This window comes from Paenalicyclobacillus ferrooxydans (assembly GCF_001399675.1).
GTDB lineage: Bacteria > Bacillota > Bacilli > Alicyclobacillales > Alicyclobacillaceae > Alicyclobacillus_B > Alicyclobacillus_B ferrooxydans.
On the sequence record NZ_LJCO01000058.1, the window covers coordinates 61,487 to 82,995 of the forward strand.

At 53.3% G+C, this 21,509-nt stretch carries 17 protein-coding genes and 1 riboswitch; of the genes, 9 read left to right on the top strand and 8 right to left on the bottom strand.

The window, feature by feature from the left end; translation table 11 throughout:
• Positions 1-342: a DUF1330 domain-containing protein gene (locus AN477_RS14285; protein ID WP_054969837.1), complete on the top strand. Its 342-nt coding sequence runs from the start codon at positions 1-3 to the stop codon at positions 340-342.
• 87 nt (positions 343-429) lie between these two features.
• On the opposite strand, the gene AN477_RS14290 is transcribed toward AN477_RS14285, so the two are convergent.
• Genes AN477_RS14290 through AN477_RS14300 form a run of 3 tightly spaced genes read right to left on the bottom strand, consistent with a single transcriptional unit; the run spans position 430 to position 4,132 of the window.
• Entirely contained in the window at positions 430-1,626 is a 1,197-nt protein-coding gene (locus AN477_RS14290; RefSeq protein WP_054969838.1) for a Ger(x)C family spore germination protein, read from the bottom strand.
• Entirely contained in the window at positions 1,623-3,041 is a 1,419-nt protein-coding gene (locus AN477_RS14295) for a spore germination protein (RefSeq protein WP_169787901.1), read from the bottom strand. Before AN477_RS14295 ends, AN477_RS14290 begins: the two co-directional genes overlap by 4 nt.
• A complete protein-coding gene (locus tag AN477_RS14300) occupies positions 3,041-4,132 on the bottom strand; it encodes a GerAB/ArcD/ProY family transporter (RefSeq protein ID WP_054969840.1) in 1,092 nt (363 codons plus the stop codon). Before AN477_RS14300 ends, AN477_RS14295 begins: the two co-directional genes overlap by 1 nt.
• Before the next feature lie 432 nt (positions 4,133-4,564).
• Between AN477_RS14300 and AN477_RS14305 the strand changes: the two genes are divergently transcribed.
• Both AN477_RS14305 and AN477_RS14310 read left to right on the top strand, forming a co-directional pair.
• Positions 4,565-5,518 (top strand): asparaginase, encoded by a 954-nt coding sequence (locus AN477_RS14305; protein WP_054969841.1) that lies wholly within the window; start codon positions 4,565-4,567, stop codon positions 5,516-5,518.
• A 26-nt stretch (positions 5,519-5,544) separates the two neighbouring features.
• Positions 5,545-6,567: a hypothetical protein gene (locus tag AN477_RS14310; protein WP_157061980.1), complete on the top strand. Its 1,023-nt coding sequence runs from the start codon at positions 5,545-5,547 to the stop codon at positions 6,565-6,567.
• Between the two features lie 77 nt (positions 6,568-6,644).
• Here the strand turns inward: AN477_RS14310 and AN477_RS14315 are convergent, their stop codons facing one another.
• A complete protein-coding gene (locus tag AN477_RS14315; protein ID WP_169787902.1) occupies positions 6,645-7,460 on the bottom strand; it encodes a cytochrome c oxidase assembly protein in 816 nt (271 codons plus the stop codon).
• 487 nt (positions 7,461-7,947) lie between these two features.
• Positions 7,948-8,053: riboswitch (SAM riboswitch) on the top strand.
• 626 nt (positions 8,054-8,679) lie between these two features.
• Between AN477_RS14315 and AN477_RS14320 the strand changes: the two genes are divergently transcribed.
• Positions 8,680-8,892 carry a hypothetical protein gene (locus AN477_RS14320; RefSeq protein ID WP_054969844.1) on the top strand — a complete coding sequence of 71 codons (213 nt, stop codon included), beginning with the start codon at positions 8,680-8,682 and terminating at the stop codon, positions 8,890-8,892.
• Positions 8,893-9,022: 130 nt separating this feature from the next.
• Positions 9,023-9,760, top strand: a complete 738-nt coding sequence (locus AN477_RS14325; RefSeq protein ID WP_054969845.1) for a YoaK family protein — start codon at positions 9,023-9,025, stop codon at positions 9,758-9,760.
• 389 nt (positions 9,761-10,149) lie between these two features.
• On the opposite strand, the gene AN477_RS14330 is transcribed toward AN477_RS14325, so the two are convergent.
• From AN477_RS14330 to AN477_RS14345, 4 genes are all read right to left on the bottom strand, one after another.
• Positions 10,150-11,760 carry an MDR family MFS transporter gene (locus AN477_RS14330; protein ID WP_054969846.1) on the bottom strand — a complete coding sequence of 537 codons (1,611 nt, stop codon included), beginning with the start codon at positions 11,758-11,760 and terminating at the stop codon, positions 10,150-10,152.
• Positions 11,761-12,255, bottom strand: a complete 495-nt coding sequence (locus AN477_RS14335) for a MarR family winged helix-turn-helix transcriptional regulator (protein ID WP_054969847.1) — start codon at positions 12,253-12,255, stop codon at positions 11,761-11,763. It lies immediately after the preceding gene.
• A 523-nt stretch (positions 12,256-12,778) separates the two neighbouring features.
• Positions 12,779-14,533, bottom strand: coding sequence for an MFS transporter (locus AN477_RS14340; RefSeq protein WP_054969848.1), 1,755 nt, complete (start codon positions 14,531-14,533; stop codon positions 12,779-12,781).
• 310 nt (positions 14,534-14,843) lie between these two features.
• Positions 14,844-15,893, bottom strand: coding sequence for a serine hydrolase domain-containing protein (locus AN477_RS14345; protein WP_054969849.1), 1,050 nt, complete (start codon positions 15,891-15,893; stop codon positions 14,844-14,846).
• A gap of 341 nt (positions 15,894-16,234) precedes the next feature.
• Here AN477_RS14345 and AN477_RS14350 point away from each other — a divergent pair, with 341 nt between their 5' ends.
• The 4 genes from AN477_RS14350 (at position 16,235) to AN477_RS14365 (ending at position 21,440) form a co-directional block, all read left to right on the top strand.
• Complete coding sequence (locus tag AN477_RS14350; protein WP_054969850.1) at positions 16,235-17,611, top strand: SH3 domain-containing protein; 1,377 nt, start codon at positions 16,235-16,237, stop codon at positions 17,609-17,611.
• Between the two features lie 129 nt (positions 17,612-17,740).
• On the top strand, positions 17,741-18,661 hold the full coding sequence (gene rbsK / locus AN477_RS14355; protein ID WP_054969851.1) for a ribokinase: 921 nt from the start codon (positions 17,741-17,743) through the stop codon (positions 18,659-18,661).
• A gap of 15 nt (positions 18,662-18,676) precedes the next feature.
• On the top strand, positions 18,677-19,612 hold the full coding sequence (locus AN477_RS14360) for a nucleoside hydrolase (protein WP_054969852.1): 936 nt from the start codon (positions 18,677-18,679) through the stop codon (positions 19,610-19,612).
• 430 nt (positions 19,613-20,042) lie between these two features.
• A complete protein-coding gene (locus tag AN477_RS14365) occupies positions 20,043-21,440 on the top strand; it encodes a sugar porter family MFS transporter (RefSeq protein WP_054969853.1) in 1,398 nt (465 codons plus the stop codon).
• The last annotated feature ends 69 nt before the right edge of the window (positions 21,441-21,509 follow it).

The following is a 21,509-nucleotide window of genomic DNA, read 5'->3' on the forward strand; positions in this document are numbered from 1 at the left end:
GTGTCTATCTATGCACTCAATTTATTCAATCTCAAAAGCGCGGACGAATACCGGAAGTACGCTCGCGAAGCGCAACTCGGCCTGGAAAAACACGGCGGCAAGGTCGTCGCTGTTGGAGATCTGGTTTCAACTCCACAGGGTGACATCAAACCCCGCCGTGTGATGATGCTTGTCGAGTGGGAATCAAAAAAGTCAATTCGCGCCTATCTGGAGGACCCAGACTTGGCACACATTCATCAGCACCGGGAGGATGGGCAAGAAGACTTCGTTTGGCACCTGTTTGAGCGAATGGAGGATTTAAAGCCGATTCTCGACAGCGCATCGAGCCCTGATAATGTGTAAGCGAAAGTGAGCCCAAGCGGCAGCAAATCACCAAGCAAATCACCAAGCAAATCACCGAGCAAATCACCAAGCAAATCACCAAGCAAATCAACTCGACGGACCGGGTGTATCCAGCTGCGTTAACTGTTCTTGGGGGCCTTCGAGTGTCCGAATACCTGTCATCAACTGGACCTTCACCTGGACGGATGACAAAGAGCTGTCAGTTAACTGGAGAGCGCCGCGCTTCTTAAGTTGATGATACAGTCCAGGGTTTGAGCGATACAGAGCATCTGTAAGTCCGAACAGGTCCATGTTTCTCTGTAAACCGTTTCGGTACGTTTCGTAAATCTCGTTCCTGATTTCACGTTCAGCCAACTTGTCGAGCGCTGCGAGAGATTCATTACCGTATTTCTCGGGCACTATTCCACGAACGGATACGCTTACTTGATAGCGAATGTTTTGGCCTGACAGCGCATACCGCACGCGGTAGCGAGGTTTGGAAACGATGGCCGAGCCGATCGCTTTGCCGTTTTGCGTCAGGTTTAAGGACGTTCGCTGCAACTTCGGATCCGCCCAACGGAGGCCGGCACACTTCTCTCTGGTGCAGCTTCCTACGAATTTTCTTTGTGCGTCAAACATCGCATATCCGGACAGCGTGATGGTGGAATGAGGTTCCTGGCCTGCGTACCAACGGTTTGCTTGGAGGGACACCTCGGGAATCAGATGTGGAGTTGTTGGCTCGCTCATATCTGCAATGAAAGAATTCATTCGAATCGGACGGATAAAGGAACTCTCTTTGTAGAGTTCCATCGGATCGCCAAGACCTGAGTGAACGGGCGAGACCTCAATGATTGGCGGCGTTGCTAACACCGTCTGCAGGTCATCTTGTGTAGTAAATATCCACGGCGTGTAGCGGAACTGTGCGAACCGTGTCAGTACCCCGAACACGTTCGCCCAATCTGGAGCCTTCAAAAGGTTTTCACTGATGAGAATGGCATTGACATGGCCCCAGTTCACACTGCGCGGTGTCACTTGATAGAGATCGTGAGCTGCTTCATCAAGTGTTTGGCCTTTGGCAATTGCGATCCATGACCCTGCCCCCGTCTTTGCCGTGGGGCTTTCACTTCTGCCCAGTTTACTCATATCGAGGACTTGGACGTAAATGAGATACTGATTGCCAACTTTGCCGACTGCAACAGCGTGGGGATAAAACTGATGCTCAAACTCCTTGTAGCCCCAGCAACCGGTCAAAAGCGGCGAGAGGATGACTGTCAGCAACACGGTTAGGCTTCGGAGCGGTTTCATACGCGTTTCCTCTCGCGTTTCGGCCAGGCTGCGATGTGCGTCTGTTTGAAGATTTGCCATCGAAACGGTGACAGTGGTCCCAAAAAGGGCATGCCAAACGAGCGAACGTGTGAGAAGTAAACGGTCACAAAGATGCAGGACAGAATAAAGCCGTACAGCCCAAAAAACGATGACAACCCGAGGATTCCAAGCCGCAGGATGGAGATGATGCTGGCCAGTGCATGATTGGTCACCGCATAAAGTGACACGGCGCTGGCGGAGACGACGACGACAAGTGCCGGACTGGCCATGCCTGCGCGGATGGCGGCGTCACCGATAATCAGTCCCCCGACGACAGACAACGTGTTGCCAGCCGGTTGGGGCAGATGTGTTCCTGACTCTTTAAAGATTTCAAACAGTATCAGCATCAAGAATGCTTCAAGTGGGGTTGGCAGCGGCAGGCCCATGCGCGAATTGACCAGCGTGGCAAGCAGAGACAGGGGTACCTGGTCGGGATGCAGGGAAGTGATGCCGACATAGAACCCCGGTGCGAGAAGCGCGATCACAAAGGCTGCATAGCGCAAAAAACGCTCAAACACAATAAACGGGAAGGAGACTAAGGGGTCATCCGCTGTAGTCAACATAAAGGATAGATTGATGGGCGCCAGAAGTGCACTTGGTATACCATCTACGAGAACGGCAAACTTCCCCTTGCGAAGAGAAGACATGACGAAATCCGGACGACCTGTTAGGCGGTATTTTGGCATGAAGTTATATCTGGAAGATCCAAGCATCTCAACATACTCAACATTGGATTCGATGATCTCGACCTTTGTAGATATCAGACGAGCACGAAATTCCTCCAGTGCACTCTTATTCACACGACCGTCCATATAGAGCAGGCACACCCTCGTCTGATTGAGCTCTCCAACTGCGAATTCTTCAACGCACAAAGACAGTGAATTCAGCCGCTTTCGAACTAGTGCGACGTTGGTCGTGAGGTCTTCGATAAACCCGTCGCGGGGCCCAAACAGGGAGACCTCAAACTTACTGTCATCCGGGCTGCGATTCGGCTTTCCACAAATATCAATTGAGAAACCCACTCCAGCACTAATCACGACAAGCCTTCCTTGGAAGACCTCACGGGCAGTCTCCTCGAAGTACTCGACGGCCCTTGCACTCGGGAGTGCAAGCTCAGACAGCATAGACTTTGTCCGCCCGAGTTGTGGTTGTGAACCAAGCAGTTGACGTAACTTAGGCAGCACGATTTCCTCGAGGCGGGAAAGGTCACACAGCCCAGGAGCGTACGCAAGCAGCATCTTTGGCTCATCAGGACGATCCGGTGACTCCAAGGATTCAATACGTACGTCAGCGGAGGTTGCAAACAGAGACTCGAGACGTTTCTGGTTTTCGGAGGTGTCCTTCAGGATTTTCATCATCGGGCACCCCTCACTCGAAACGACCAAGACAACACGAACAATATCAGCAACAGGCCGACCATGCAGATAAGCGAGATCGGTAAATATAGATTGGAGACGAGTCCGGAAAATGTCTCGTCGGAAATCGGATAGATGGCTACCACAAAGGCGGCTGCAAAGGCTATTGATAAGATCCAGTTCCGCTGCTTTGGGGAACGCGGTTGGAACATTTCCGCAAGCAGAAACATGGCTAGTGAGATGCGAATAAACGCCCCGGCCAACCACTGATAGATGGATAGAAAATCGACGTGTTCGATAAAGTGTTTGAAGGTCAGTAGACGCCACTCCTCATATGGGCTGTAGCGCTGTCGGGCCGCTTCATAGGGTCCGAACTCAGTGATGGCGCCGATCAAGGGACCGATTGTCAGTCCAATCAGTCCAACGGCGATGATGACGAGGACATACCACCGAATTTTGCTTCGGACAAACGGCTGCAAGAACAGCACAAGAATGACTTCAGAGAATGCGGCACCCGTAAACAGGACGCCGTGCATCACGGGAGGCAGACCGTGCTCGAGTACCGGACGCAGATACAGATAATTTTTATTGGGGAGGTTTCCGAGGGCGACGAAAATCCCGAGCGCAACGATGATGGGCAACAGGATACCGTTCGAGATGGCGATGGTGACAAGCCCGCTGCGCGCAGCAAAATAACAACCTGTTGCGAAGACAAGCACCGTGGCAACGAGCGGCGTCTCTGGAAGATACATAGTCTTGGCCCAAAAGCACGTGTCTCTTAGGGTGATCGCACTCATCACAAACAGCTGCAAGACAATGATCGATAACAGCGGGTACCAGATAAAGGGATGGACGTGCTGCCGAAGCCACTGCCCAAGATGCATTTGCGCCGTATTGCGGCAAACGGCAGACAGGACCAGGGCACCAGTGAGCAGGACGGCACCCGTTATCAGGACAGACACCCAAGCATCCCGCTGTGCGGCACGCAGTAACAACGGAATAATGATGACGTGATCCATGACGCCAGCTGCAGTGTACACCAGCATTACCAGTTGAACAACGGTAATGGTTCTTGCCTGCAACGAATCCATGTTGATCCCATCCTCGCGTAGAGTATCGGTTATTCTTTCCTCCCGACTCCAATAAAATTCATCGCATACAGTTTCTGGTGGTTAGAGGGCCTTTGCGCGGGGCTGTAGAACAAGTGAGGGAGGAACAGAGTTCCGCTAACGGATGGACAGGGGCGACGTGTCGCGGCCCAGCGCGGCCTGTAGCGGCCCGGCACGTTATAGAGGAACAGAGTTCCGCTAACGGACCGCCCGGCGCGGCTCACCCGACCCACCCGACCTGTGCTCCCGGCTGGCACGCCCACCGCCCCACCGGCTCACCCGCCCCGACCGAGCGTTCACTGCTGGTTCGAGTATGGGATCCCCTTTTTCATCAGCCACCCGGATGAGGCAGAGAGGCTTGAATTAGAGTACACTCTCTAGTGACGTGAGCATCTCATGACGGAGGGACACTTGGTGGCAGCTTTAGAGGAACATGTGTTGATTGTATTTACCGGAGGGACGATCTCCGTCTCACCGTCACGTGACAGTAATCATCCTGCACTCGGTGGAGCGCAGTTGGCAGGCGAGATCAGCGGGTTTTCAGAGGTGCCTATTCAGACGGTTGACCTCTACCGTGCGATGAGCGAGTCTCTGACATTTCCACACCTTCATAAATTGGTGACCTTTTTGCGCCAAGCGATGGACCAACCGGCAGTCCGGGGGGTGGTCGTGTCCCATGGTACAGATACGATGGATGAAGTCAGCTATCTGGTCGATCTCGTTGGCCCATGGTCGAAACCCATCGTGTTTACGGGAGCGATGCGCCACAACGAATTGGTTTCTGCTGATGGACCGGCGAACCTCGTGAATGCCATTCGGGTTGCAGATACGTCGGCCTCGATCGGCCGCGGGGTCATGGTTGTCATGAACGAGGAAATTCATGCAGCCCGTTACGTAGTGAAAGGTCACAGCACTAACGTGTCGTCTTTTTCATCACCAGGAGCAGGCTTGATGGGGTCGGTGGTGGAAGAATGTGTGAGGTATTATTGGAGTGTGCCGCCATGCACCAACTCGTATCGGCTTCCTGCACTGGATTCCTGGCCGAAAGTAGAGCTCATTCGCATGACGCTCGGCAACTCGGGACTGTTTTTGCGAGCCTGTCTCGCTGAGCAGGTGGACGGGGTTGTGATTGAGGGATTCGGTGCTGGCCATGTCCCTGAGTTTCTCTTGCCGGACATACAGAAGTTGATTGACGCGGGAATCAGGGTGTGGGTGGTTCCACGAACGGCATCCGGGCATCCGCTCTACGCGACGTACGGGACGCCAGGCAGCGAGATCGGCCTGCAGTCAATGGGGGTTCAGATGGAGGAAGGCCCCGGACACAAAGCCCGCATCCGGATGATGCTCGAGCTTGCGGGCAAGGAGTAACAACTAGAGAAAAAGCGGAGAGATGCGTGAACTGGGGGAGAATTCAACCGGAAAGCGGGTTGCTCATGAAGAGGCAGACGACGATGTCTTTCATCATTTTGGGGGCGGCATTTCTGTCAGGTTGCGGGCAACCATCAACTGGGAATTCAGCCGTCAACCAATCCCAGGGTTTGAGTCAGACAGGCAGGGCCAATACGGCTACAGGCAACTCCAGCGGGAGCAGCACAACCAACTCACTTGTTGGCGGGCCCGTGAACGGATCGGGCAATGACACCACAGGAAACACAACCGGGAGCAATGCGACGGGCAGCGGATCGTCAAGTGCAGCTTCGAATGTTGCGGGATCCGGTTCGGCTGCCGCACCCCGGTTTGCAGGATACACGACGGACATTATGAACTATGTAGAGAAAGAGACGACCATGCCATTGTTTGCCCCAACTGAGCCTACGTTTACGCCGCATGCCACGGCCGTCAGTGCAGAGGTGTTTCGGTCCGCCTCGAGTTATAGTGTGGATTTGTACGCAACAGCAAAGCCGCTTCCCATCAACGACCCAAGTCTCAATACACGGGGGACGGGGGCAGAGATTGCAAACTTCGACGGCCAAGCGTACGCCTCACCTGCAGCAGCAATGCAGGCTTTGCAGGCGACCGCTGAGGCGTTCCCGGTGGATCACAGTCAGCCTAGCACACAGGTCGATCTCGGTGAGGGAGTCACTGCTCGTCTGTACCCATACAAGGCCAGCAATGTACCGTCAAACTATAGCGTGATGGAGTGGCACGAGGGAAAATGGACGATTGACGTCTACGGGACGGCATCGCTCGATCTGATTAACCAAGCCAAGCAGGTGGTCAACTACCTTCATATCAACTTCCTGCCGATGACAAACGGCATCCTGCAGGTCAATCCCCCGGGAGCGACCGGCCCAAGCACCTCGCTGTCCTGGGTGTTTGGGACGGACATGTATTTTTGCAGTACTCGGGATAGTCTCTCCGCGATGGAGCTCGCTGTGTCCATGCGGGAGTATCCAAGCTACCGCATTGCACCGTGACAATTCGTTTGCCTGTGGTGTGGAACCTTTTGCACCGTGACATGCGTTTGCCTGTGGTGTGGAACCTTAGTACGAAATTAGTCGTACCAAATGGATTCGTCTTGGCGTATCCACATCCGAATCCCACTCGTCAGAAATGCTCCGCCCATAAAGACGAGCATCAAGATAGCGCCGAGCTGCATATCCCCGAGCGGAGTCAGCCAGGCAAAGAGTCGGGGGGCATGCACGTACACGCTGTACCATGGTACACCGGACATGAGCTGAAGGATGATGAGCGGCATGCCAAGGTTGTAGTTGTAGAGCAGATAGAGCAGCTTCTGCCCATTCGTCAGTGATCCGATGCCCTCAATCTCGAGCAACAACGGGCTCCACATGAAGCCGGCAATCACAAAAAAGACCACATGCTCAAAGAGATGAAAGTTTTCGTGCTCCAAGGCAAGGTTGTACAGATACGGTGAGTGGAAGGCCGTCAAAACAATGTTAAAAATGGCACCGTTGACAAGAGGGTGTACCCAGAACCGTACGCCCTTGCCGATCAGCCTTGAATTCCAAAGCGATCGGTAAAAAGACTCAGGAAGTCCCTTCATCATGAGCGGCGTCATGATGGTAATTTCAATCATGTGCTGAATCATGTGCGCAGAATAAAGATAGTTGTCAGACAGGTAATCCAATGGCCCGGCAAACGAAAAGTACATCAGCCAGCAGCCGATGAGAAACAAAAAGGTTTGCTTCCGTGTCGTCATGTGGCGCCGTCCGTACAGCTTGAACGCTACAGGTCCGTGCGCCAGTGTCAGGTAGATGACCTGTAGTACTATCGCAACGACGATAATATCCGGCTGCCACAGATCCTCAAATGGAGCTTTTGCAAAGATCCCCCACATTCCCGTATTCACTCGCTTTCATATCACTCTTGGTGTTCTCTATCAGTCTTCTCTCTCTTTTTTTCGATCACGTTCCTTGAACGAGACCCCTTGGACGGCACCCCTTGGATGCAAACCGGGCCTGAAAGCACCGCTTGGTCAGGGTTGCGACAGGAACGTGCGTCTCGAGCTTGTCCACGTTGTGCGAAAGTTCGAATCTTAGACGCTTTCATTTGGTAGAAGTACTTGCAAACTCCGGCGTATCCGCCTCCATATTGTAACGTAAATCGACAATGACGAGGGCCATCGGGGAAGTTGAATTTTATGGTTAAGAAATTATTCGGGTTCCCACACGGATCTTCCTGCGCAATTAGCTTGTCCCAGGCGCAAGGAGATGTTTCATTAAGCCAACTTGACATGCCGCTCCTCTGAGCAGGTACACTCCGTGCAAGAGGAATAACCACTTGCTTGCCAGCGCAGAAAGGTGCATTTACAACACAAGTAACTCAATAAGTCAATCTTCTTATCTAGAGCAGGCGGAGGGACTGGCCCTATGAAGCCTCGGCAACCACTGTGTGATGTAGATGGTGCTAATTCCTGCGGCATTCTATGTCGAGAGATGAGGAGGGATGATCCGGTGCACACCGCGACCCCTCTCAGAGGGGTCTTTTTTCGTCGGCATCAAATTTGCAACACGGTGCATGAAACAACGAGTGGGTCGGCGCACGATTAAGACGGTGCGAGCGACTTAAGTCGGCCTTTTTGCGGAGATAGTAGGCTGAGACCGACTAAGACCGGCACCTTATCGCGATTAAGTCGGTGAGACCGACTTACGCAGGCGGAACGAGTGGATCGGCGCACGATTAAGACGGTGTGAGCGACTTAAGTCGGTCTTTTAGCGGAGATAGTAGGCTGGGACCGACTAAGACCGGCACCTTGTCGCGATTAAGTCGGTGAGACCGACTTACGCAGGTGAAACGAGTGGGTTGGCGCACGATTAAGACGGTGTGAGCGACTTAGGTCGGCCTTTTTGCGGAGATAGTAGGCTGAGACCGACTAAGACCGGCACCTTATCGCGATTAAGTCGGTGAGACCGACTTAGCCAGGTGAAACGAGTAGGTTGGCGCACGATTAAGACGGTGCGAGCGACTTAAGTCGGCCTTTTGGCGGAGATAGTAGGCTGGGACCGACTAAGACCGGCACCTTATCGCGATTAAGACGGTGAGACCGACTTAACTTAGGGAGGAAACACATGGAGAACTGTTCTTTTAGCCGCAGCGAGAATATGACGATATGTTTTCTAGATATCAAGTCGGATTTTGGAATCATCGGGATCAGCGAGCATGAAGACCCAAACGAGGCTGAGCGCCTAGCTTACGAAGACGCTCGGGAAAAGGCGCGTGTTATTTCCATTAAAAAGTTGCGGATGTACCATTGGTGGAAGCAGCAAAAGGAGCAGCAGTGAAGTCTCTTGAAACAAGCAGATAATTCTATTTGCCGTGCTACTAGAGTTTCCGTACACTAGACAATAAAGCCAGTCACTTGCCTCACTTGTGGGGCGTGCTACCCCAGTTCCCAACGAAAATGGTGATTGAATGTCAAAAACGGCAAATCTGCATGTTTACGTAGTCTTGCTCACACTGATTTCCGGCTGTGCGGATGCCATCAGTTTTCTTGCACTCGGTCAGGTTCTGACGGCAGCCATGACGGGCAATACGGTCTTCCTTGGCCTCGCGCTCGTCAACAGCGGCCACTTGAAACCACTCGGCTACATTGTCGCTTTGTTCGGGTTTATGGTCGGTGCGGCGGTGGGATCCGTTGTGCTCCGGAACAAGCGGCATGAAAAAGGAATCACGTGGGGCGTGACCCGCACTCTCGCACTGGAGCTGTTCGGATTTATCCTGTTTATGGTCTTTACTTATATCTTTGGCAAGTCACTGCTGCCGCTCCTCATTTTCACCCTGGCCTTCTCGATGGGTGTTCAAGGTGTAGCCGCTCGAAGGATTGGCGTAAACGGTGTACCGACTACCGTCATTACCAGTACGACAACCGGCTTGATGGAAGCGGTCGTTTGGAACACGTATGACAAATTCCGCCGTAAGCAGCACCCGAGTGAAACGATTGATCCGCCAATACCCGGCTCGTCCATGACGGTTTGGGCAACAGTGCTCGTTTCGTACTGCGTTGGTGCAGCGATGTGTGGTTTTATCGAAAAGCAGTGGGGATTACATGCGATTTGGCTGCCGATTTGTCTGTCCGCGGGGGTTGTCTTGGCAGCACTGACCACAAACCTGCGCGTCCGTGATACGGAACGCGCGAAAATTGAGGTCTGAGTAAAATGATTCAGCTTGCCGGCGAGCCTCGGTAAGCAGCCAGCAATTGAGAAAAGGATAAGCGCGCCTGGCACAGCCGGGCGCGCTTCTTATCTATCAACAGATCGGTGCAGACGTTACGCGTTACAGACCGGTGGGCACGGGTTACGCGGTTGCGGTTACACATTGCAGACCGGCTCACGCACGTTACGCGGTTGCGGTTGCACATTGCAGACCGGCTCACGCACGTTACGCGGTTGCGGTTACACATTACAGACCGGCTCACGCACGTTACGCGGTTGACATTACGCGTCACAGACCGGCTCACGCACGTTACGCGGTTGCGGTTACGCATTGCAAACCGGCTCACGCACGTTACGTGGTTGCCGTTACGCGCCTGCTGGACTGGTTCAAGCGTTGTCTTCAGCGAGTTTATGCTCTTGGTAGTACTCTTTGCCTTTCAGCTTGATCTCCGGCAAGAAGAACGTCCCGATGAAGCACAGAACGGCAAAGACCAGCCCGACCTTAAACAGGTGCTGAACGCCAAAGGTGAGAGAGGCCTTCACGGCATCCATGAGCTGAAGGTACATTTGGTGACCTGTTGCACCGTACTTGCTGAATTCCGTCGAGATGGATTGCTGTGCCTGCTTGGTCAGCAGGGACTGGGGATTCACCCCGGCAAGTTTGCTCTGAAACTGGTGCAATGATGCAGGCAACGTTTTGCTGAGTTTGGCACTGAAGTTCTTATCCAGAATCGATCCGAAAATCGGTGACGCGATAACGCCGCCCAAGGAAGAAACAAACTGCTGTGTTGAGTTGACAGTTCCCATAATCTTGTAAGGGAATGCATTCTGAACGACCATGTTCATCAGCGGCATTAACGATCCGATACCCAGTCCCAGAACGACCATGTCGACCATAACCGTGCCCCAGGTGGTATGAACGTTCATTTGATTCAGCAGCAGTGAACCGACCACGATGATTGCACCGCTGATTGATCCCAGGAACTTATAACGACCCGTCTTCGACATGACCTGCCCGGACACCATGCTTCCGATGATAAAACCGACCATCATGGGAGTCATGACCCAACCACTGTCTTGTGCATTGAGGCCAATTACCCCTTGAACGAAGACAGGCAGGAACATCAGACTGCCAAACATCGTCATGCCGACCAATATACCTAAAATGAGCGAAGTCGTGAAAATCCGGTTTTTAAACAAACTTGGCGTCAACACCGGATCGGATGCTCTTCGCTCCCACAAGATGAAAATCGCGAGAACAATCACACCACCGATGAAAAGCGTTAACTCGATCGGAGACCCCCAGGCGTATTTTGTGCCGGCCCAAGTAAAGCCGAGTAGAACCGGGATCAAGCCAACGACCAAGATGACAGACCCGAGCCAATCGACCTTGACGCGGTGTTCCGCTCGTACTCGCGGCAACGTAAACAGCACACCGAAAATGGCAAGCACCGCAAAGGGAAGGTTAATGTAGAATACCCACCTCCAGGAGAAGGAGTCTGTAATCCATCCACCCAGTGCAGGCCCCACAATACTCGAAATTCCAAATACCGCCATCATGACGCCCATCCATTTGGCTCGTTCCTTCGGTGAGAAAATGTCACCGACGGTTGCACGCGGCATGCTCATCATTGCACCCGCCCCGATACCTTGGAAGGCGCGCGCCCAGACGAGTTCAATCATGGAATGTGCCTGACCGGAAACGGCAGAACCAAGGCCAAACATGATTAAACCAAACAGGTAAAACGGTTTTCGCCCAAATACATCAGACAGCTTTCCGTAAATGGGAACCGTTACAGACGAAGCCATCATATAGGCTGTGAAAACCCAGGCATATAAGTTAAATCCGTGCAAGTCTCCAATGATGGTCGGCATCGCTGTAGATACGACGGTCTGGTCCATTGACGAGAAAAACATCGTCAATAAAACAGTTGCAAATGCCCACCACTTTCGCTGACCAGTAATCTGGTTCGTTGATTGTACCGCTGCTTGAGCCATCTATTTATCCTCCGTATTCGATAATCCAATCCACTTCGATCCGATCACTTCTTGGGGTTCCATCATCCGCGCGATGGACGCTAACGACTCCAACGTGTGAACAAATGACTCCAACTCGTTCACATCCAACTGTGCCAGGCAGTACTGTTCGATTTGCTTCTGGACACCTACAACCTGGTTTAGTCTTTCTTCGCCAGCAGTGGTCAATTCAGCGATAACCACTCTCCGGTCACCCTTGTCACGGACGCGATGCACAAATCCGTGATTCTCCAGTCGATCGAGCATGACTGTGATCGCGCTTGGGGCAACCTCCATTTTCTCCGCCAATTTGGATACGTTGCACTGGTTTTCTTGCCGAATGAAGTACAACATAAACACCTGACTCGGGGTTAGGTCTGTTTGCGTTCGTCGGATAAGCTCTGGACCCAAGGTCTTTGATAATACAAACAGAGACTTCTCAAAGCGATCCGTTAGGTCATCGATGTTCTGGTGCATGGATCTCCTTCCCTTATTTTCGCCTCTTTAACATTAGTGTGCATAATATATTATGCACTGAACTTTTATACTGTATAAAGAAATCGACTTTGAGTCAAGACAATTTATTGACCTTTTAAACCATAGTTCAGGTGGGACTTACACCAGTGGGACTTACACCGGTAAGACTGACACCGCTAAGACTCACACCAGTGGGACTTACACGAGACCAGCTTGCACCCATTCGACACTTACATACTAAAACAGGGATTGCACCTATCCGACACTTACATGCCAAAACAGGGATTGCACCCATCCGACACTTACATACCAAAACAGGGATTGCACCTTGGACGGATGTTTGCCATCGCTCTCGGTGCAACCCCTGTTGTGTGATTCATGTTAGTTGTGTGTTTCATGTAAGCCATGTAGGACGTGTCATTCGTGTCATTCGTGTCATTCGTGTCATTTCATGTAAGCCGTGTGCTTCGCGTAGATGCAGCTCTGCACCCATCCTGAAGCAGAGCCTTGGACTTTGTTGCGTTTACTGACTGAAAGCTTCCTGAGCCGAGTTTGGCATCACGTTACGTTCGGAAGCTTCCACATCGGGATCGGTATAGTGGAATGCTTGCGTCGTTTTAATAAAGGATGCGACAGCGGCAATCAGGGACAAGAACAGTGAGATGATAAACGCAAGCGCCAGTCCGTGCATGAAAGATGGACCAATCAAGTTGGGGAAAAAAGTTTTTCCCGTAATATATGTCGCAGTCTTGGCGGGCAGATGCGCCAGCACTTGTTTCGGCAGCAGACTCTGAAGCGGGTTAAACCCGAGCAGTGCTGCAAACAGTGATGCGGTCGGCGGCAAGTGTGCGATCTTGCTGGCCACCGCCATGGGTATGCCCTGACTGGTTAGGCCAGTGATCATGGCATGTGGCAAACGCTGTGCCAATCCTGCAACAACAATCGAAAAGAACACGCCCATGCTCATCATCATGCCGGCATTCATGAATGTTGCACGCATGCCAGATCCGACACCGCGATAAACAGCTGGCACAGCGTTCATGATAGCGGCACTGTTCGGAGAAGCAAACAGCCCCATGCCGATACCAATAATCAACAGGTAGACGGCGAAAAGGACGTAATGGAAGTTAACCGGAAGCGTGTTGAGCAGATAAAAGCCAACGGCGGATAAGATCATACCGCCTGTCGTAAAGACACGAACACCGTATCGGTCGGACAGATATCCACTGATGGGACCAGCGGCAAGGAAGCCCAACATTTGCGGTAAGGTGTCAATCCCTGCTTGCAGCGGTGTGTTCGCAAACGAGACGCCGTGCAGTGGCAACCAGATACCCTGCAACCAGATAATCAGCATAAACTGCAGACCACCGCGTGCGAGTGAGGACGCGAAATTCGCCACGTTGCCCAGCGCGAAAGCGCGGATGCGGAACAAGCCAAGGTGGAAGAGGGGATCATGAACCTTTGATTCAATTACAACGAACAACACAAGCATCACAACGCCGACAATCAGGGATCCGATGACGAACGGGTTGCCCCACCCCATCGATTGCGTTCCATACGGCATGATCCCATAGGTGAGTCCCAGCATAATACCTAGGATGCCGAGGCCAAGTGTAAAATTCCCTAAGACATCAAGGCGACGGGAGGAACTGGTTTTGGAGATTTCGCGCAGGCTGATATACGCCCATACGGTTCCTACCAGTCCGACAGGTACGTTCACTAGAAATACCCAACGCCATTCGCCCGTAGCAGCTAACAATCCACCCACGACGAGACCGATGACGCCACCCCCGACACCAGCAATTTGGTTCAATCCGAGTGCCAAACCGCGCTGGTTTTCCGGAAACGCGTCGGTCAGGATGGCCGCACTGTTTGAGAACAGAAATGCACCGCCCACACCTTGTATCAAGCGGAAAATGATAAGCTCCAATTCACCCGATGTTCCCTTACTCCAGGTAATGGAGCAGAGGATAGAACCAATCGTAAAAACGGCGAAACCAAGATTATAGAGTCGCACTCTGCCGAAAATGTCAGACAGGCGGCCAAATGTCACCAGTAGCACCGTGGTAGCGACATTGAACCCGAGCATGACCCACAACAACAAACTTGTCTGGTTCCCTGCGAGCGGATTTACCTTCAGCCCTGCGAAAATGACGGGCAGCGCGATAATGAGAATACTGCTGTTAATTGACGCCATCAAAACGCCAAGGGTGCAGTTGGCTAACGCGATCCATTTGTAGGATGAATGCCGCTCAGCCCCTATTGATAAGCTCTCCAAGCTCTCTCTCTCCTTGTCTATACTTTGCTTAATGAGGGTTCGGGTGTCTTGAACGACCTTATAGTCTATGTAGACCATTTCGATGGTCGAAATATACCCCAACGAGTAGTCTATATCGCGCACCTCGACAACGTCAACGGAGGCAAGCCTTTATTTTTTTGAATCAGGAGCTTGTAGTGCGATGATTCGCGGTGCGATGACTTGCTGCGCGGTAATTGACAGCGTGGTATTTTGTGACGCAGTCACTCGAAGTAAGGTGTTTTGCAGTGCCGTGACTCGCAGCGAGGGCAAATGCCCAGTCGCTGCGACCTCACTCGGTTTCAATGGCCGATCCTACGATGTTATGCAACAGTGCTCGCAGACGGATCATGGCTCTCTTTTCGCGACCGTAGTGTACATCGTTTGTCAGAATGATCATCCAAAGCTTCGACACCGGATCGAACGCTAGACTCGTTCCAGTAAATCCCGTGTGGCCGACGGTGGTCTCCGGCCAGAGGTCACCAGTATGGTCATAGGGGTCATATCGACACACCCAGCCGAGGCCGCGGTTCCCATTTAAAGTGGTTGTGTGGTTTTGCACGGCCAGCCGGCGAACCGATTCAGATAGAAGCGGATTTTCACCGAGCCACATCCAGACATAGGTGATTAAATCCTGAACCGTCGAGAATAGTCCAGCGTGCCCAGCGACGCCGCCGAGTGCATCAGCGTCCTCATCGTGCACAACGCCAACCTTTGAATTTTCTGTTGCGGCGATCCGGTGAAATTCAGACTCTGGCGGGCAAAACATGGTCTTTGACATGCCAAGGGCTGAAAAGATGTGCCGCTTGGAAAATACGTCGAGAGACTGTCCGCTCACGGCCGCAACAATTTCCCCGAGCAAGCTAAAGTGGACGTCGCTGTACTCGGTCCGGAGTCCAGGCTCAGCACCTGTTCCCTCAAAGCGAATGGCGCGACGAATTGCGTCCGGGGACGAATACAGCCGATGGTAGGGCTGATGCGGCGGCAGTCCGGCGGAGTGTGTCAGGAGGTGCCTGATGGTCACCGTTCCTTTCGCGGAAGATCCAAATTCATCGATGAACAGGGATACGGGGTCGTTCAGGCGAATTTGTCCATTGTCGATAAGGTAGAGAACGGACGGTAATGTAGCTGTAACCTTCGTTAAGGAAGCGAGATCGAAAAGGGTATCCTTGTTCATCACTCGTACGATCCCGTTTTGATTCTCAGCGTACCCAAAGGACTCGAGGTACAGGATGCTAAGCCCCTTGCCAACGGCAATGACAGCACCGGGAATGTTCTGTTGTTCAATCTCACGTTCCATGCGCTCGGAAATCAGCATCAGACGGTTAGTCCGTATTTTCATCTGTATCCTCTCCCAGACAAACGCACAGGTTTGTAGAATGGCGGACGGCAACCGATAACACGCTCATTTAACACGCTCATCTTCAGCGTATGGGATTCATCTGCTTGTGGACAGCCCAACCGCATAGAATATATCTTGAAGCTGAAATTGCACGCTGAGCGGACCGCAGTGTTGGAGTCGCTGCGCCATGCTTGCGGAATCGGACTTGTGCAACCATCTTGTGGCATCGGTCTTGTGGAGGCGGCTCCTCAGCCTCATGCTGTCGGTAAACATGCTCGCGGAATCGGACAGGTGGCAGTTTCTTGGTATCGTGTTCGATAAAGAAAGGCAGGGAGAGCACAGTGTTTGAAAAAAGCAGTGCCACAGGCAGCCTGTTCCGGTCAGCCCTGTTGCCGGACGTCACGCCAGATATGTTATCCGCTGACTTTTGGGTCTCCGATTCAGATTCGGCGGCAGACAAGTCGGCTTATCGCGATCCATACCAAACCTACATCCGAAGTCATACAACGTCGATGAATCGCCTCTTTGAGCTGTTGCATCCCGCTTCGGAGCTTGAGCAATGGAACGTAACGGCGCCGCTGCCGAGTCAAAGTCACTCCGAAAGCCCAACGCTGTACGGCCCCGATGGCCAGGGGTTCCCTGCCGCTTTCTGGGAGGCGTTAGCGGAGAAGGTGGAGCAGGCCGCGCCGATCGCTGCGTCGGAGGCTGGCAGGCTCCAACCGGGTTTTGCGGTTCGTCGAGCAAACCTGCGCAGATATCCGGTTGCAAGCCCGGGGTTTCGAACGCCAACGGATAAAGAGTTTGATCGCTTTCAAGATACAGCCCTGCACACCTTTGAACCGGTCGTGATCGTGCTGCAAACGGAAGACCATGAATGGTATTACGTCATCTCCGAAACCTACAAGGGCTGGGTTACTGCACTTGACATTGCGCGCTGCACGGCAGAGGAGTTTGAGACCTGGTCGAGGGTTGTCAGCCTGGATCCGCATAACGCAGAGGCCGAATTCGTGATTCCCCTCGCAAACAATATCTACACCCAGGCGGCCCCGTACGACGAATCGGTTTCCGAGCAGCGTCTGGAATTTTCCGCCTGTATCCCGGTGTGCCGTGAGCAACAGGGCGTGGGAAATCAGAGTATCGTTGGGAACCTCGCTGTCTGGCTGCCCGTTCGAAACCCTGAAGGGTGGCTCGACGTTCGGCGTGCTTTGGTCCCCGCATCTGCGCCCCTCTCGGTTGGGGTTCTGCCGTACACTCGAAAGTCAGTTGTCGATTCGGCATTTGCCGTGCTTGGTGAGCGGTATGGATGGGGTGACAGCTTTGGCAACCACGACTGTTCGAGTCTCATCATGGACAGCTACCGTACGATTGGTCTTCAGTTCCCGCGAGACGCAGGTAAACAGGAACAGGCATTGCCAAACCGGGTCCGAATCCCAGAGACCCTCACGTTCGACGAGCGCAGTGAGCTCTTGAAGTCGTTTCATCCGGGCGATCCGCTCTACATGCCCGGGCACACGATGATGTATTTGGGATACCGCCATGGACACCATTACGTCATTCACGATTTCTCCGGCTATACCGTATTGGAGGGTGAACATTCCATGTTCGTTCCGGTCAATGAGGTGATGGTTTCAACGCTCGACATTCGCGTGAGCAGTGGAAAAACCTATCTCGAGTCACTGACCGCTGCAGCGTCTTTATTTGAAGAGAGAGAATTGTAACTGGGGGGGGCCCCCAATCCCGGGTGATCCGGTGGCAATGGCACTGCGCCTGGGAACTTCGGGTGGAACCGTAAGCTGATGGAAATCTTATTAGCTGCGCAATTCTTCTTTTACATAGGGGGTGATATCGTGAACATTGTCGTTGTTGGCAGTTTGAATATGGATGCGGTCATCTCGCTTGACCGCTACCCGACTTCTGGCGAGACCGTGACTGCAAGCAGCATTCAGTATATCCCCGGCGGAAAAGGTGCCAACCAGGCGGTTGCCGCAGCAAGGCTTGGGGCCGCCGTCACGCACATTGGCATGGTGGGGAACGATGATCATGGCCGAACCCTTGTGCAGGCACTGAAGCAAGACCGGATCGACACCGCTTATGTCCAGATGTGGGAGGGCCCGACAGGCATGGCCTTTGTCCACGTGGAACACGCCGGTGCCAACCGTATCATTCTGGCACCGGGCGCAAACGCTCTCTTCTCACCGGAGGTTTTGCAACCCTTAAAAAACGTCATCAGTCGCGCGGACGCCGTACTGGTCCAACTCGAGATCCCGATGGAAACCGTCCAGCTGACCTTGCAATACGCGCGGACGGCAAACGTGCCTGTATATCTCGATCCGGCACCGGCCCGTTTGGACTTGTTCGACTACATCCATGAAGTGGATTGGATTACCCCGAATGAATCCGAAGCAAAGATGCTGACCGGTGAGCCTGTTCATAGTGCCGAGGGTGCTCAGCGCGCCGCAACGAGGCTGCAGCAGATGGGGGCGAAGGGTGTCATCATCAAGGCAGGGGAGAATGGGGCGTATGTTTTTGACGAGCATGGGCTGATTCACCAACCAGGGTTCTCCGTCGAAGCGGTTGACACCACAGCGGCAGGTGACGCGTTCAACGCAGGGTTTGTCATCGAGTTTTTGCGCAGCCGCGATGTCCATCGGGCCATGCGCTTCGGATGTGCCGTTGGGGCTCTTACCACCACCAAACCTGGTGCACAGACATCCATCCCAAATCAAACCGATGTCACGGCATTTCTGAGCCGCCATGATGTCGTGTAAGGAGCGTACATATTGATGACCAACCAGGTGAACAACCTGTTCATAGACTGTGATCCCGGCCTCGATGACGCGATCGCCATCCTGCTCGCCGGACGGGCTAGAAACCTGAACCTGCTTGGCGTGTCTTCTGTGGCGGGCAACCAAACCGTTGCCAAAACGACGGAGAATGCGCGCCGCATTGTCGGCCTAGGCGGGCTTGGGTGTCCGGTTGCCAAAGGATCATCAGGGCCGTTGCTTCGCCCGCCGGTCATTGCCGACGACTATCACGGGGAGTCCGGCCTCGGTGGGGCAGAACTCCCGCCAGACCGGGCACCTCTAGCAGCGGAGAACGCCGTTCCATGGTTGGCAGAGCAGATTCTCGCTCAGACAACCCCCGTCACGATAGTGCCCATCGGCCCCCTGACGAACATCGCACTCTTGTTGAACGCGTTCCCCGAGGTCAAGGGAAAGATTGAGCGGATCGTCATGATGGGCGGTGCTGTCGGGGCAGGGAATGTGACTCCATCGGCAGAGTTCAACATCTACGCTGACCCAGAGGCGGCCAAGATGGTCTTTAAATCGGGTGTCCCCATCTCGATGGTCGGTCTCGATGTCACCAATCAAGTACTCGCCACTCGCCAGATTGTGGAGAAAATTCGGAGCCTGAATAACTCAGTCAGTGATTATGTAAGCGGCTGGCTGACGTTTTACATCGATGCCTACTACCGGACGCGGGGGATTGAGGGTGGTGCCTTGCACGATCCGCTCGCTGTTGTAGCCCTCATCGACAAGGACGTGCTTCGTTTTGAAGACATGCTGGTGGATGTGGAAACCAGAAGCGATCTGACATACGGACGAACCGTTTGTGAGCCGTCTCGGTGGTCGGACAAAAAAGCGAACGCACAGGTGGCCATCGAGGTGAATCCGGACCTGTTTTGGGACATCCTGTTCGATGCGCTGAGCCGCTATTAAAACTGTCCCTTGCATGCACCCGTGTCCTATTCGGGCTGTTTCTGGCCATGGCGTGAGGGAGCATTGTGTCAGAAGCGTTTTGTCAGAAGCGTTTTGTCAGAGGCATTGTGTCAGAAGCGTTGTGTCAGAAGCGTTTTGTCAGAAGCCGCAAACAGGTCTAGTTCGATTCACTATCGATGCAATATTCGATGCAATAAAAGATGCGTTTCTTGTCAAAATACACAGGTGCCGCCGCACCTGTTTTTGTTTTGCAGCCGCGAGCGTGATCGGGTAGACATGCGATAACGCAAAGCCGGTTCGGTTATGCACTCTTGGCACTTGGCAGCGGGAGGTTGGATTGCCAGCAGAGGTTTGACTGGCGGCAGGAGGTTGGATTGCCAGCAGAGTTATGTACTGGGGCACAGATTTGCACTGAAGGAGAGACAGCCATTTGAATGCCGCCAAGGCTCATGCAGATAAAACAAACCTGGGGTTCGTGACCCTCGTATCGATTGTCGCCGCCGTTGGTGGACTCCTCTTTGGGTATGACACGTCGGTGATTTCCGGGGCCATCGGCTTCATGCAGAACTTGTTTCACTTGGACAACTTTATGAAAGGGTGGGCTGTCTCCTGTTTGACGGTTGGAGCGGTGATTGGTGCCGCGTTTGCTGGGACGCTCAGCGACCGCTACGGCCGCAAAAAGATGCTCATTAGTGCCGGAGTGTTGTTCTCTATCGGATCGGTCGGATCGGCTTTGTCAGGCACCATTTCAACCTTTGTCTGGGTGCGCATCGTCGGCGGCATTGGTATTGGTATATCGTCAACCCTTGTGCCGCTCTACATTGCTGAAATCGCACCCGCCGCCCATCGAGGGAGGCTGGTGTCGCTGAACCAGTTGGCGGTAGTCATTGGCATCTCCGCGATCTACTTCGTAAACCGTGCGGTCGCGGGGGCCGGAGGGCAGACGTGGGACATCAACACGGGCTGGCGTTGGATGTTCGGGCTTGGGATAGTACCAGGGGTTATCTTCATCCTGTTGCTTCTCAATGTTCCGGAGAGTCCTCGGTGGCTCGTGAAGCAAGGAAAAAACGAGCGTGCGTTGAACGTTTTGGAGCGGATCAACGGATCGACGCAGGCTAAAGCGGAGTTAAAGGAGATTCACGAGTCCATTGAGAACGAGTCCGTTTCGATTGCCACGCTGTTTCGGCAAGGCCTTCGTATCGCACTCATTGTTGGCGTTGTCCTCGGCATTCTCCAACAGGTGACAGGGATCAACGCCATCATGTATTATGCACCGTCCATCTTTCAACAGACTGGCGCGGGGACAGACGCACAGCTTACGGAGACCATTATTGTCGGTGTTGTGAACCTGGTCTTTACGATCATCTCGCTGTGGCTGATTGACAGGCTCGGACGAAAGTTAATCCTGCTGATTGGTACGGCTGTCATGACCGTCAGCTTGCTCATTGTCGGATACGAGTTTTACTCAGGACACACTTCAAGCAGTCTGATTCTCGTGTTCATCCTGGTCTTTGTGGCTGCGTTTGCCATTTCGATGGGGCCTGTGGTCTGGCTCATCATGTCCGAGATCTTCCCGACTCGTATCCGTGGCAGGGCCACTGCGATTGCATCAGTTGCACTTTGGGCGGCGGACTACCTGGTATCACAACTGTTTCCCATGTTGCTGGCGGGGATTGGACCGGCGCACACATTTTGGGCGTTTGGTGCGATGTCTATCATCGCATTTGTGTTCTCGTTGTTTGTTGTCCCGGAGACAAAGGGCAGATCGCTGGAGGAGATCGAACGTGGCTGGGGCGGGAAACCAGGTGGGAAACCAGGCCTGAAATAAGGCACGAACCAGGCACGAAACCAGGCCTGAAATAAGGCACGAACCAGGCACGAACCAGGCACGAAACCG

Coding starts and splice junctions, on each gene's coding strand:
- AN477_RS14290 (WP_054969838.1), bottom strand. CDS start 1,626: ATGAAACCGCTCCGAAGCCTAACCGTGTTGCTGACAGTCATCCTCTCG.
- AN477_RS14295 (WP_169787901.1), bottom strand. CDS start 3,041: ATGAAAATCCTGAAGGACACCTCCGAAAACCAGAAACGTCTCGAGTCT.
- AN477_RS14300 (WP_054969840.1), bottom strand. CDS start 4,132: ATGGATTCGTTGCAGGCAAGAACCATTACCGTTGTTCAACTGGTAATG.
- AN477_RS14320 (WP_054969844.1), top strand. CDS start 8,680: ATGGAGAACTGTTCTTTTAGCCGCAGCGAGAATATGACGATATGTTTT.
- AN477_RS14325 (WP_054969845.1), top strand. CDS start 9,023: ATGTCAAAAACGGCAAATCTGCATGTTTACGTAGTCTTGCTCACACTG.
- AN477_RS14330 (WP_054969846.1), bottom strand. CDS start 11,760: ATGGCTCAAGCAGCGGTACAATCAACGAACCAGATTACTGGTCAGCGA.
- AN477_RS14335 (WP_054969847.1), bottom strand. CDS start 12,255: ATGCACCAGAACATCGATGACCTAACGGATCGCTTTGAGAAGTCTCTG.
- AN477_RS14345 (WP_054969849.1), bottom strand. CDS start 15,893: ATGAAAATACGGACTAACCGTCTGATGCTGATTTCCGAGCGCATGGAA.
- AN477_RS14360 (WP_054969852.1), top strand. CDS start 18,677: ATGACCAACCAGGTGAACAACCTGTTCATAGACTGTGATCCCGGCCTC.